Genomic DNA, 13,820 nt, shown 5'->3' with positions numbered 1-13,820 from the left:
GTAAAAGCGTTCCGGGGGGCGTGCTTGCGGTAGAATTGCCCGCCGTGCTGCCAGGGTCAGCACCGATGGTAAGGTAGACGCCGCGAACCTAGCAAGCGCTCTGATATTGAAGAAACAACCTACGGCGAGCCTTTGAGCACTTTGATGCACAACCCGGAACCGCAGGCGCCCGAGGCGTCTCAGGACCATTCGCCGCTGGCCGAGCGCTGGCGGCGGCTGCGTGCCGCCTACCGGTATGCCAACCTGGCCTCGCATCATGTGCTCGGGTTCACCATCAAGCTGGTGCTGGCGGTGTACTTCGGGCTGGGTATTCTGTTCCTGGCGCTGCGCTACGCGATCCTGCCGAATATCGATATCTACAAGGGCGACATCGAGCGCCTGGCCAGCCGCGCGCTCGGCAACCAGGTCGCCATCTCCCGCATCTATGCTTCCTGGAGCGGCCTGCATCCCTCGCTGTTCCTGGGCGACGTCACCCTGAAGGACGGCGCCGGGCGCCAGGTGCTGGCCCTGCCGTCGGTCTCGGCCACCTTTTCCTGGTGGAGCGTGTTTGCCGCCGAACCCCGTTTCGAGACCCTGGAGCTGATCCGCCCGCAGCTGGACGTGCGGCGCGCCGGCGACGGCGTGTTCTACGTGGCCGGGGTGCGCATCGACCCCAAGGATGACAAGGGCGGCGCCGGCGGCGACTGGGTGTTCCGCCAGCGCGAGATCGTGATCCGCGAAGGGCAGGTCACCTGGACCGACGGCCTGCGCGGCGCCGCGCCGCTGGACCTGCGCGACGTCTCGCTGGTGCTGCAGAACCGCTGGCGCACCCACCGCGTCGCCCTGAAGGCCACACCCCCCAGCGCGCTGGCGCGCCCGCTCGACGTGCGCGCGCGCTTCACCCATCCGCGCTTCGGCGGGCGCGCTTCGGACATGGCGCGCTGGAAGGGCGAACTGTATGCCGACCTGCGCGAAGCCGACCTGGCGGCCTGGAAGCAATACATCGATTACCCCTTCCAGCTGAGCCAGGGCAAGGGCTCGCTGCGCGCCTGGATGCAGCTCGACCGTGCGCGCCTGGCGGGCTTTACCGCCGACCTGGCCCTGGCCGGGGTGGCCGCGCGCATGGCGCCGGACTTGCCGCCGCTGCGCCTGGCGCGGGTGTCGGGCCGGCTCTCGGCGCACGAGGAACTGCTGCCCGACACCGAGGGCAAGCCGAGCTTCGGCGCCAACGGCCACACCGTGGCCATCGAAAACTTCACGGTGGCCCTGAACGACGGCCGCGTGCTGCCGCCCGCCACCGTCAGCGAAACCTTTACGCCCGCGCGCGCCGGCAAGCCGCAGCGGGTCGCGGTCGAGGCCAGCCAGGTCGACCTGGCGGCCCTGGCCCAGCTGGCGGCGCAGTTGCCGCTCTCGGACCTGCAGCGCCAGACGCTGGCCGACTTCGCCCCGCGCGGCCAGCTGCTCGATTTTTCCGCCTCCTGGGACGGCCGCTACCCGCAACTGGCCGGCTACCGCGTGAAGGGCAGGGTGGCGGGCCTGGGCCTGCAGCCGCAGGCGGCCAGGCCGGCCGCGGACGCGGGCGCAGGTGCAGGGACAGCGCGGCCGGCCCTGCCGGGCATCGACAACCTGACGGGCAGCATCGACGCCACCCAGGACGGCGGCAGCATCAGCGTGGAATCGACCGACCTGGCGCTGCGCATGCCGGCCTGGTTCCCGGAACCGGCGATGCCGCTCGACAGCCTGGCGCTGCAGGCGCGCTGGCGCTATGAGCCAAAGGAACAATTGCTGGTGGAAGTGGACAAGCTGGCCTTTGCGCAAGGCAGCCTGCGCGGCAATCTGTCCGGGCGCCACCAGCTGCCGCTCGGGCCCGGTCACGGCCCCGGCGTGGCCGACTTCACCGGCAGCCTGGAGGGCTTCCGCATCGCCGAGGTCGGCCGCTTCCTGCCGAACGCCACGCCGGAACACCTGCGCGAGTGGCTTGCCACGGCCCTGCAGGGCGGCATGCTGGAAGACGTGCGCCTGCGCCTGCGCGGCGACTTGTCGCAATTCCCTTTCCGCGCAGCGAACGCGGCCGAGCGCGCGCGCGGCGAGTTCCGGGTGGCCGGGCGCCTGGCCGGCGCCGTGCTCGAATACGCGCCGGGCCACCGCACGCCGGACAACAAGCCGGCCTGGCCGCTGGCCGAGGCCATCGACGGCAGCATCGTGTTCGAGCGCGACCGCATGGAAATCCGCGGCGACACCTTGCGCAGCTTCGGCCTCGACTTGCGCAACGTGCGCGCCGTGATCCCGAACCTCGGTTCCCACGATTCCGTGCTCGACATCGACGGCAGCGCCAGCGGGTCGCTGCAGGGCTTCCTCGGCTACGTGGCGGCCAGCCCGGTGCTGGGCTGGATCGGCCACTTCACCGAAGACACGCGCGGCACCGGCAATGCCGGCCTCAGCCTCAAACTGCAGATGCCGCTGGCCGACCTGCACGAAACCAGGGTGCAAGGCGCCCTGCAGCTGCAGAACAACGACGTCAATTTGCTTCCCGATTTGCCGCCGCTGCAGGCGGCGCTCGGCAAGGTCGAGTTCAACGAGCGCGGCTTCAATCTGAACGGGGTCGGCGCCAGCTTCCTGGGCGGGCCGCTGGCCCTGTCCGGCGGCAGCCAGAAGGACGGCGCGATCGCGATCCGCCTGGCCGGCACTCTGTCGGCCGACGGCATGCGCCGCAGCGCGCCGGCGCCCGCGGTGGCGCGCCTGGCCACGCGCCTGTCGGGCAGTACCCGCTACAGCGGCACGATCGGCGTGCGTGACCATCGCCTGAACGTGACGGTGGAGTCCGAACTGGCCGGGCTGGGCCTGGAATTCCCGGCGCCGCTGAACAAGGCGCAGGACACGGCGCTGCCGCTACGCTTCGTGCTCGAGGGCGAGCCGACCGTCGAGGGCGTGGGCCGCGACCAGCTGCGCCTGTCGCTCGGGAATGCCGTCTTTGCGCGCTACCAGCGCAGCCATCAGCCGCGCGCACCCTGGATCGTGGAACGCGGCGGCATCGGCGTCAACGTGCCGGCGCCGCAGCCCGACGAGGGCATGATGATCAACGTCGACATGAAGTCGGTGAACGTCGACGCCTGGCTGGCGGCGGCGCGCACGATTGCCGGCGACGGCGAAGGCGAGGGCGGCACGGCAGGCGCTTCGGGTCCCAACTTCTCGCAATACGTGGTGCCGACCACGATCGCCGCGCGCGCCACTGAACTCTTCGTGGCCGACCGCCGCATGGCCGACGTGGTGGTCGGCGCCACCCACCGCGGCAACGTCTGGCTGGCGAATCTGCAGTCGCGCCAGGCCTCCGGCTACCTCAGCTGGAGCGAGCAGCAGGGGGGCGTGGGCAAGGTCACGGCGCGCCTGGCCTTCCTCGACATTCCGGAATCGGCGGCGGCCGAGGTCAAGGACCTGCTCGAATCGAACACCGGCGCGGCCAGCATCCCGGCGCTCGACATCGTGGCCGAGCGCTTCGAACTGTTCAACAAGCAGTTCGGGCGCCTGGACCTGCAAGCGAGCAACGTGCCTGCGCTGGCCGGCAAGGAATGGCGCATCGACCGCCTCAGCCTGGCCAATCCCGACGGCCAGCTGCGCGCCACTGGGCGCTGGCTGACCAAGGACGGCAAGAGCAATACCGGCATGAACTTCACCCTCGACATCCTGGATGCCGGGCGCCTGCTCGACCGGCTCGGCTTCCCGGAAACCCTGAGGCGAGGCAAGGGCAAGATCTCCGGAGATTTGTCCTGGAACGGCTTGCCGTATGCGCTGGACATTCCTTCGCTGTCGGGCCAGATCGAGATGAACGTGGGCGGCGGCCAGTTCCTGAAGCAGGACCCGGGCGCGGCCAAGCTGCTCGGCGTGCTCAGCCTGCAGGCCCTGCCGCGCCTGCTGAAACTCGACTTCCACGACGTGTTCTCGGAAGGCCTGGCGTTCGACGGCATCACGGCCAACGCCATGATCTCGAAGGGCGTGGTGCGCACCGAGAACCTCAAGATGCACGGCGTGGCGGCGACGGTGCTGATGGACGGCACGGCCGACATCGCCAACGAATCGACCAACCTGCGCGTGGTGGTGATTCCGGAGTTCAATCTCGGCACCGGACCGCTGGTGTATGGCCTGGCCGTGAACCCGGTGATCGGCCTTGGCTCTTACCTGGCGCAATTGTTCCTGCGCGCGCCGGTGATGAAGGCCCTGACTTACCAGATGCAGGTGACAGGACCGTGGAAATCGCCGACGATTACCAAGATCGACAATCCGCCGGACCGCCCGCCCGAGCGACCACGCTCGCCCACCGCAAGAAAAGAGTGACCTGAGAGGAGTGACATGAAAAGCGACATGCAAGCCCGCGTAGCCGCAGTCCAGATGGTGTCCACGCCCGACGTGGCGCACAACCTTGCCACCGCGCGCCGCCTGGTGGGCGAAGCCGCCGCCGGCGGCGCCACCCTCGTGACCCTGCCCGAGTACTGGCCGATCATGGGCATGAGCGACGCCGACAAGGTCGCCCGGGCCGAGCAGCCGGGCAGCGGGCCGATCCAGGAATGCATGGCGCAGCTGGCGCGCGAGCACGGTATCTGGCTGATCGGCGGCACGCTGCCGCTGGTATCCAGTGATGCCGGCAAGGTCATGAACACCACCCTGGTCTACGACCCGCAAGGGCAGGAAATCAGCCGCTACGACAAGATCCACCTGTTCGGCTTCACCAAGGGCAGCGAATCCTACGACGAAGCGCGCACCATCGTGCCGGGGCAGGCGGTGGGCAGCTTCGAGGCGCCGTTCGGGCGCGTCGGCCTGTCGGTCTGCTACGACCTGCGCTTTCCCGAGCTGTACCGGGCGATGGGCGAATGCGCGCTGATCGTGGTGCCGGCCGCGTTCACCCACACCACCGGGAGTGCGCACTGGGAAGTGCTGCTGCGCGCCCGCGCCATCGAGAACCAGTGCTACGTGCTGGCCTCGGCCCAGGGCGGGACCCACGAAAACGGCCGCCGCACCTTTGGCCACAGCATGCTGGTCGACCCCTGGGGCGAAGTCAAGGCCGTGCTGCGCGAAGGCGAGGGCGTGGTGGCGGGCGAGCTCGACCCGGCTTTTCTTGCCGGCGTGCGCGAGAGCTTGCCGGCGCTGCGCCACCGCAAACTGTAAGGGTGTGAATGCCGCCGCTACGGCCCCGCTTCGGGTGCCGCGGCACGCCGATGCAAACCCGGCGGATATGGCACAATGCCCCAATCCACACGAGAAACAGACGCAAAATGATCCCATTCGAACCGAATCTTTCCTCCCTGGCCGTGGCGCGCGACGTGCTGCTGACGCCTTTCGGCCTCGACGAAGCCAAGCTGCTGCGCACGTTGGGAACGATGTTCACCCACAAGGTCGACTATGCCGACCTGTATTTCCAGTTCACCAAGAGCGAGGGCTGGAGCCTGGAAGAGGGCATCGTCAAGACCGGCAGCTTCTCGATCGACCAGGGCGTGGGCGTGCGCGCCATCTCCGGCGAGAAGACCGCCTTTTCCTATTCCGACGAGATTTCCGAGTCCGCCCTGCTGGACGCGGCGGCGGCCACGCGCACCATCGCGCGCGCCGGCGCCGGCCGCGTGAAGGTGGCCTCGATGGCCCAGCCGACCGGTGGGCGTTCGCTCTACCTGCCGAACGATCCGCTCGCTTCGCTCGACGCCACCGCCAAGGTGAAACTGCTTGAGCGCGTCGAGAAAATGGCGCGCAAGAAGGATCCGCGCGTGGTGCAGGTGATGGCGGGCCTGGCCGGCGAATACGACGTGGTGCTGGTGGTGCGCAGCGACGGCGTGCTGGCGGCCGACATCCGCCCGCTGGTGCGCGTGTCGGTGACCGTGATCGCCGAGCAGAACGGCCGCCGCGAAACCGGTTCCTCGGGCGGCGGCGGGCGCTTCGACTATGGCTACTTCGACGATGAAGTGCTGGAACGCTATGCCGACGAAGCCGTGAAAGCGGCGCTGGTGAACCTGGAAGCGCGCCCGGCCCCGGCCGGCCCGATGACCATCGTGCTCGGACCGGGCTGGCCCGGCGTGCTGCTGCACGAAGCCGTCGGCCACGGCCTGGAAGGCGACTTCAACCGCAAGGGTTCATCTTCGTATGCCGGCATGATCGGCCAGCGCGTGGCGGCCAAGGGCGTGACCGTGGTCGACGACGGCACCCTGAAGGACCGCCGCGGCTCGCTGAACATGGACGACGAGGGCAATCCGACCCAGTGCACGACGCTGATCGAGGACGGCATCCTGAAGGGCTATATTCAGGACACCATGAACGCGCGCCTGATGAAGATGCCGATCACCGGCAACGCGCGTCGCGAATCCTTTGCCCACCTGCCGATGCCGCGCATGACCAACACCTACATGCTGGGCGGCGACAAGGACCCAGGCGAAATCCTGGCGTCGGTGAAAAACGGCCTGTACGCGGTGAACTTTGGCGGCGGCCAGGTCGACATCACCAACGGCAAGTTCGTGTTCTCGGCCAGCGAAGCCTACATGATCGAGGACGGCAAGGTCACCTACCCGGTGAAGGGCGCGACCCTGATCGGCAACGGCCCGGACGTGATGAACCGCATCTCCATGATCGGCAACGACATGCGCCTGGACTCGGGCGTGGGCGTGTGCGGCAAGGAAGGCCAGAGCGTGCCGGTGGGCGTGGGCCAGCCGACATTGCGTATCGATGGCGTGACGGTGGGCGGGACGGCCTGATACGTTTGAATACGGCGTAAAGCCGAGGCAAGATCTTGACGGCCCAGTCGACTGTTCGACCGGGCCGTTCTTCATTCAGAAGCATGACAGCTCACTGGGCACAGGCGCTTCCCGAGGCAGGCAGTTTCCCTGTACTTGCGATACATCTTCAGCAGATGCCACCACCGATACTCTTGCCGGTCTTGAGATCGAAACCGAAGTAACACTTGTAGCCTCGTCCCGGGTGGTAAGTACACCAAACATTGCCTTTCGTACGAGCGCGAGCGCCTTCGCCTCCACAAGTTTCTTTGTCATCGGGATACATCGCATCGAACAGCTCTTTCGCAGGCTGCCCGTCCACGATGAACGACACCTTGGTTTCGGTCCGCGTCGGCGCTTGTTGATCCCCCAGTTCCCCGGAATAGATCGCGTATTTGCCACTGAATTGCCGATACGGCGCAGGCCATTCGGCTGCGCTGATGGAACAAACGATCGACACCAGAATTGTGGCTGCAACAATCAACACTGTATTTTTCATTTGGTCGTTATCTTCAATTCGACATGGAAATGATCGTCATGGCTGGTCATTGGCCGTATCGTGTGGTTCGAAAACCTCGCCGCCAGCCAGGCTGATGTTCCGACGTCGATTTTCTTTGTTCTGCATCTGGGCATATAAGGCATGGATGCTGAGCTTGCCGCATGCATCGGTACTAGCGGATCGCATGTACCGAAGCGACAATTGTTGCGTCTTGTTGAAAGGCACAGCTTGTCTGAAATTAATACGCTGACTGCCCAGCAGTATCCGAACGGTCTGCCAGGTGAATAAAAGATAAGAGTGCTTGGGAATGCTGCCGCGCCGCTTTTCACGCGCTGATAGGCAGGCAAAGCATGGTCATGCCGTGACATGCCAGCGCACCATGAGCGTGCCGGGTGAAGAAGCCGGGTTACCGATTAGCGCAGATAGGAGCAATCAATCAGCGTGCGTCAGGCCGAACCAGAAATGATTACGTCGTATCGGGCACGATCGGCCTGGAAGCCCGAACGTGCCCTGGTCTTACGGCACCTTCAAAACTTGTACGTCAGCCGCATGTACGGCGTGATCCCCAGCGGGTCCGTGTAGCGCGGGTCGTAGCCCAGCTGGAAGTTGGTCACCTGGTTGGTGAACGGGGGTGTCTCGTCGAACAGGTTCTTGACCCCGGCCGTGAACTCGAACTTCGGATTCCCGGTAAAGGTGGCCGACACCGACCAGGTCGAGTAATGGCCGACCTTGTTGAAGAACTCCGGCGCCACCGCCGTGTTCTGGTCCTCGTAGTGCGACATGTAGCGGTTCGACAGGTTGAAGGTGTAGTCGCCCCGGACCAGGGTGAACAGCAAGTTGTGGCGCCAGCGGAAGACCGGGGAGGCGTCGGCGTAGCGGCCGGCGTTTTGGGTAAAGGGGCCGCCGCGCTCGTTCTGGTATTCGTACTTGTTGACGTAGGTGCCGTCGAGGCTGACGCTGAGGTTGCCGACCGGGCTGCGCGGCATGCGGTACAGCAGCGACAGGTCGAGGCCGCGCGTCTGCACTTCGCCCAGGTTGTCGGTGATGTCGAGCACGTAGTCGAGGCTGGTGCCGGCCGCGTTGTAGACGAACAGGTTCTGGTAGCGCGGGTAGTTGGAGAAAATGGTCTGCTCGGCCAGGGCGCTGATCTGGTCCTTCAGCTTGATGTTCCAGTAGTCGAGCGACACGGTCAGCGCGCGCACCGGCTCGAACACCACGCCGGCGCTGTAGGTGCGCGAGCGTTCCGGGCTGAGGTCGGGGTTGCCGCCCTGGCGGATGTCCTGCTGCTGGCCGCAGACCACGTTCGGGTTGGCGCCCGCCACCGGCACGCCGTTCGGGCACAGCACCGGGTCGTTGTAGGTGTCGGAACTGTTGGTGGTCGATTGCGGCCCATACAGGTCGAACAGGGTCGGGGCGCGGAAGCCCTTGTTGAAGGAACCGCGCACCAGCACCTGGCGCGTCGGCTGCCAGCGCAGCGATACCTTGGGGTTGAAGCTGCCGCCGACGTCGTTGTAGTGGTCGTAGCGGCCGGCGAAGTTCAGCTCCAGGTCCTTGATGACCGGCACATTCAATTCGGTGAACACGGCATAGATGCTGCGCTGGCCCGACTGGTTCTGGGCATCGGCATAACCGGAACTCGAGGCCTGTCCGGCCAGGTCGCGGTTGACGAAATACTTGGCGCGGTCGCGCCGGAACTCGGCTCCGAGGGCGAAGCCGAGCGCGCCGCCGGGCAGGGTCATCAGTTCGCGGCTGACGCGGCCGTCGATGGCGCTGCTGTTGATGCGCGCATGCACGTATTCGCCCAGCAGCAGGGAATTGTTCAGGTAGTCGGCCCCGGCCGGGCTTTGCGGACCGAAGGGATTCAGGATGCCGGCGCCCACGCCGTCGATGATGCGCTGGTCCACCAGGTAGCCGCCGCGGAAGGTGCTTTTCGCGCGCCCGACCGAGTGCGAGATGGCGGTGTTGTAGTCCCAGCCGGCTATCGTGCCCTCGAGGCTGGCCTGAAGGCGCGCCGTGCTGCTGCTGTCGTAGTTCTCGCGCGGGCCGCTTTCCACCGGGCGCCAGCTGATGTCCAGGTTTTCGCCGCTCAGGCCGGGGAAGGCCGGCACCGCGCCGTTGCCCGGGTAATACGGGCTGGCGGCGGTCATGACGATGCCGATGTTCGACATCGGCGGCGGCGCCACGCGCGACTCGTTGGTGCTGCGGCCCCAGACGAATTCCAGGCTGCCCAGGTGCTCGGGCGTGAACTGGCGGTTGACCTTGCCCATGGCGCTGAGCTGGCGCGTCTTCGGGATGTTGTCGTTGTACTGGGTGTAGTCGAATGCGCAGACCGGGGCGTCCGCCGCCGGCAGCGAATCCGGCGGGCGGCAGCCGCTGGCGTAGCCGGGGTTGCCGGTCACGCCAAGGTCGGAAAAGAAGTTGGCGGGGAAGGGCGTGCCGCTGACCTCGTTCATGCCGCGCTCGGGCCGCACGCCGGTGCGCGAGAAGGCGCGTTCGGTGGCGCGCAGGGCGCTTTGCTGGTGGTAGTCGAGCACGCCGAACATGCTGATGCCGTCGCGCCCCAGGTTGCCCCAGCCGCCCGACAGGTTGATGCGCTGCTCGTTGCCGCCGCCCTGGCGCCAGGGCTCGTAGCCCTCGTAGGTGAGGGCGCCGCCCTCGACCGAGCGCTTGGTGATGAAGTTGATGACGCCGCCGATGGCGTCGGTGCCGTAGATGGCCGAGGCGCCGTCGCGCAGCACCTCGACCCGTTCCAGCGCCGCCACCGGGATGATGTTCAGGTCGACCGTGTCGGCGAAGTAGGGGTGGTTGGCCAGGCGCCGGCCGTTCAGCAGCACCAGGGTCTTGTCGCCGCCCAGGCCACGCAAGTCGGCCACGGCGCGCCCGCCGGTGCCGGAGCCGACCGCGGATGAGGCGACCGTCGAGGTCTGGTTCATCGGGATCGTGTTCAGCACTTCCTGCACCGTGGTCAGGCCCTGCTTGGCGAAGTCGGCGGCGCGGATGGTGGTGATCGGCAGCGAGCTTTCGGCGGCGATGCGCCGGATCGAAGAGCCGGTGACTTCGACGCGCTGGATCGGCTGGGCGGCGGATTGTTCGGCCGGCTGCGTCTGCAGGGCCGGCGATTCGGGCGGGCGCTGCGCTTCCTGCGCCGCGGCGGGCAGGCACAGGAAGAGACAGGCGGGCAGGCTCAGGCCGGCGGCGCCGAACAGCGGGCGCAGCGCGCGGGACAGGATGGTTTCGTGCATGATCAGCTCCCGAATGGTGTCGTGATCGCCTCGCTGCGCCACATCGTCTTTCCTTGACAAACAATTGTTTTTAGGAATAAACAGATGTTGCGCCGAGGTGCCTGGAATCGAGTCTTGCACCGCCTTATCCGGTTTGGGTGATTTCGGTCAAACGGGGCGGGAAGCGGCGGGCGATTCGCCGGCCGGACCCACGGTAAGAACGGGAAGCCGTGGCATGCGCACCACAGGGAACGCATGCACCGGCAACACGGGAGCGCGGGGCAGGCCTGCCGCTGCCGGCCCCGCTGCGCATCCTGTCTTCAGCCACCTTCAGAACGTGTAGCGCGCTCCCAGCGAGAAGGTGCGTCCCACCGCACCCAGGTAGTCGAGCGGGTTGTAGGCCTGGGCGCCGTAGGTGAGCGGATCGAGCGGCGCCACCTTGTCGAACAGGTTTTCCACGGTGCCGAACACCTCCCACTGCGGCTGTGGCTTCCAGCGCACCACCAGGTCGAAGGTGGTGAAGGAGGCCAGCTCGCAGTTGCGCGGCGCGTCGTCGCCGTTGGCGTAGTGGCTGGCGCAGCCGTCGGGGTCGCCCTTGAACAGCACGTTGTCGATCGGCCCGCGGTAGTTGGCGTTCAGCGACACGCGCCAGTCGGCCCGGTCCCAGGTCGCGCGCAGGTTGGCGCGGTAGTCCGGGGTGCCGACGCAGTTGGTGACGTCGCAGTTGCCGTGGGTGCCGGCAAAGTCGCGCGAGCTGCCGTCCTGTTCGGTGCGCACCCATTCGTCGAGGTAGGTCAGCTTGCCGTCGAGCAGCAAATTGCCCCAGCCATCGGGCAGGCGCAGCGTGTGGCGGGCGTCGAGGTCGATGCCGCGTACCTTGGTTTGCGCCGAGTTGACGTAGTTCGCCAGCACCGCCGTGATGGCGCCCGGGTCGCCCGGGATGCCGGTGGCCGTGCTCGGGTCGCGCGCCACGTTGCCGGCGGCAATCGCGGCGTCGGTCAGCTCCTGGTTGATCTCGTTCTTGCGCTTGATCTTCCAGAAGTCGACCGAGATGCTGGTGCGCGGCAGCGGGTCCCAGATGAAGCCGATGTTGTAGCTGCGCGAGCGCTCCGGCGACAGGTCCGGGTTGGGCGAGGTGATTACCGCGATATTCGCCGGGTCGCAGGCCGCCGTCACGCCCAGGGCGCAGCGCAGCGGGTCCTCGGCGGTGGCGAACGCGGCCAGGCCGCCGACGCCGTTCTCGGCCGCGCTCGGGGCGCGGAAGCCCTTGGCAAAGGTGCCGCGCAGGGCGAACTGGCGCGAGGGCGTCCATTTCACGCCGACCTTCGGCGTCCAGGAACGGCCGACGTCGGTGAAGTCGTCGAAGCGCAGCGCGCCGGTGACCTCGACCCCCGGCAGCACCGGCGCCAGCGCCTCGCCGTACAGCGCGAACACGTTGCGTGCGCCGCGGTAGGCCGAGTAGCCGAGGCCGATCACGTTGCCGCGTTCGGTGCCGGTGCTCGGGCCGAGTTCGGTTTCCTCGCGCCGCCATTCGGTGCCGACCGCCACGCCGATCGGCCCGCCGGCCAGTTGCCCGAATTCGCGGGTGGCCTTGAAGTCGCCCTGGATGATCTTGGTCTCGGCGCTGTTGCGGATCATCGGCGACAGCGCCGCATACACCGCCGGGTCGTTCAGGCCGGCGTTTTCGCCGATGCGCCAGAAGGTGCCCGGCGGCAGCGCCGCATAGGCCGGGCTGGTGGCCAGGGCCGAGGCCACGTTCACCGTGTCGTCGGGATTGAGCAGGGCAAAGGTGACGTCGCGCTGCAGCTGGCCATGGCGTTCGTTGGTGACGGTGCTGCGCGAGAACAGCAGCGAGGTGTCGTAGTCCCAGCCAGCGACTTCGCCCTTCACGCCAGCCAGCAGGCGCGAGAAGAAGGAATCGATGTTCGACACCCGCGGGCCGACGTCGCCGGCCAGGTAGCGCAGGCGCGCGGCGGTGCCGAAATAGGGATTGTCGGGGTGGGCTGCGCCGAGCAGCGAGGCGGCGTTGCTGACCGGGCCGCCCGGATAGCCGACCGAGGCGCTGACGGTGGACGGCGTGGTCGAGGACGAGGACTTGCTGCTGTACAGATTGACCTCGCCGTAGCCCTCGATGGTGGGCGTGAGGCGGTAGGTGCCGCGCCCGAACAGGCTGTAGTTTTCCTGCTCGGGCTGGATCTGGTTGTAGACCAGGGTCGAGTCGATCAGGCAGCCGCCGCCGGGGTCGCCCTGCGGGTGATTGGTGAAGTTGCTGCAGGCCGCGCCGGGGAAGAAGCGGGTGAAGCCGGTGGCCGGGTCGAGGTTGCCGCGGTTGTAGTAGTCGAGGGTCGTCGGGTTGCGCACGTTGCCGTTGATGGCGTTGCCGGCCGCGTTGTTGGTGGTGATGGCCCCGGTGCCGCCGAGGTTCTGGAGCGCCGAATAGCCCCAGCGGCGCAGATCGATGCGGCCGATGTGGTCGCGGCTGCCACGGTCGCGCAGCCAGATGTCGTTGCTGCGCTTGAACTCGAAGTTCAGCAGCACGTTGTAGCGGTCCTTGTCGGGGTCGCCGAAGCCGTGGGTAATGGCGAAGTTCTGCTCTTCGCCGTCCCATTCCTCGCTGATGCCGAGCAGGCCGCGCACCGTGGTGCCGGTGAAGTTGCGGCGCAGGATGATGTTGACCACGCCGGCAATCGCGTCGGAACCGTAGATGGCCGAGGCGCCGTCCTTCAGGATCTCGATGCGGTCGACGGCGTCGGTGGGGATCACGTTCAGGTCGCTGAAGACTTTCTGGCCGTCGTCGGCCAGGCCATAGGGCGCCATGCGCCGGCCGTTGAGCAGCACCAGGGTCGAGGCCGTGCCCAGGCCGCGCAGCGAGATGCCGGAAGCGCCGGCCGCGAAGCCGTTGCCGAAGGAAGTGGGCACCGAGCCCTGGTTGTCCACCGCCAGGGTCTGCAGCAGTTCCGACACCGTGCTCTTGCCGGAACGCTCGATGTCGGCGCGGTTCACGGTGATCACCGACGAGGCGGTTTCGGCTTCGGCGCGGCGGATGTTACTGCCGGTGATTTCGACGCGCGCGATGGGCCGTTGCGCCGCTTCTTGGGCTTGCGCCGGCGGCAGCGCCAGCAGGACCAGGCCGGCCGCGCCGCCGCCGGCAAAGATGCGGCGCACGGAACGGGATATCAGGGTTTCAGTCATGTCCGGACTCCAGAACGTGTGGAAATTCCGGTCCATGTCGCGCCTGTTTGCTTTCACTCAGACAATCAACACACAGCAATTGATTCTCGATAAAGACAAACACCGCTGAACCGGGGCTTGTCCTGACTTTTGCATTGCCGGCAACGACACGTCTGATATCTCTCAAACGTCATTCTGGCGTTTGCG

Annotated in this window: 6 protein-coding genes; 3 read left to right on the top strand and 3 right to left on the bottom strand. The window is 67.1% G+C overall.

Annotated elements, in window-relative coordinates:
* The first annotated feature begins 144 nt into the window (after positions 1-144).
* From LK540_RS13575 to tldD, 3 genes are all read left to right on the top strand, one after another.
* Positions 145-4,308 carry a YhdP family protein gene (locus LK540_RS13575; RefSeq protein ID WP_229437828.1) on the top strand — a complete coding sequence of 1,388 codons (4,164 nt, stop codon included), beginning with the start codon at positions 145-147 and terminating at the stop codon, positions 4,306-4,308.
* 27 nt (positions 4,309-4,335) lie between these two features.
* Positions 4,336-5,136 carry a carbon-nitrogen hydrolase family protein gene (locus LK540_RS13570; RefSeq protein WP_229437827.1) on the top strand — a complete coding sequence of 267 codons (801 nt, stop codon included), beginning with the start codon at positions 4,336-4,338 and terminating at the stop codon, positions 5,134-5,136.
* Positions 5,137-5,243: 107 nt separating this feature from the next.
* Positions 5,244-6,704 (top strand): metalloprotease TldD, encoded by a 1,461-nt coding sequence (gene tldD, locus LK540_RS13565; RefSeq protein ID WP_229437826.1) that lies wholly within the window; start codon positions 5,244-5,246, stop codon positions 6,702-6,704.
* A 148-nt stretch (positions 6,705-6,852) separates the two neighbouring features.
* On the opposite strand, the gene LK540_RS13560 is transcribed toward tldD, so the two are convergent.
* The 3 genes from LK540_RS13560 to LK540_RS13550 form a co-directional block, all read right to left on the bottom strand.
* Positions 6,853-7,221, bottom strand: a complete 369-nt coding sequence (locus LK540_RS13560; RefSeq protein WP_229437825.1) for a hypothetical protein — start codon at positions 7,219-7,221, stop codon at positions 6,853-6,855.
* Between the two features lie 527 nt (positions 7,222-7,748).
* On the bottom strand, positions 7,749-10,463 hold the full coding sequence (locus LK540_RS13555; protein WP_229437824.1) for a TonB-dependent receptor: 2,715 nt from the start codon (positions 10,461-10,463) through the stop codon (positions 7,749-7,751).
* A 309-nt stretch (positions 10,464-10,772) separates the two neighbouring features.
* Positions 10,773-13,634, bottom strand: a complete 2,862-nt coding sequence (locus LK540_RS13550; protein ID WP_229437823.1) for a TonB-dependent receptor — start codon at positions 13,632-13,634, stop codon at positions 10,773-10,775.
* Positions 13,635-13,820 lie beyond the last annotated feature (186 nt).

It is taken from the genome of Massilia sp. IC2-278 (genome assembly GCF_020708045.1).
Classification (GTDB): Bacteria; Pseudomonadota; Gammaproteobacteria; order Burkholderiales; family Burkholderiaceae_D; genus Telluria.
This window is presented reverse-complemented; position numbering and strand designations above follow the sequence as displayed.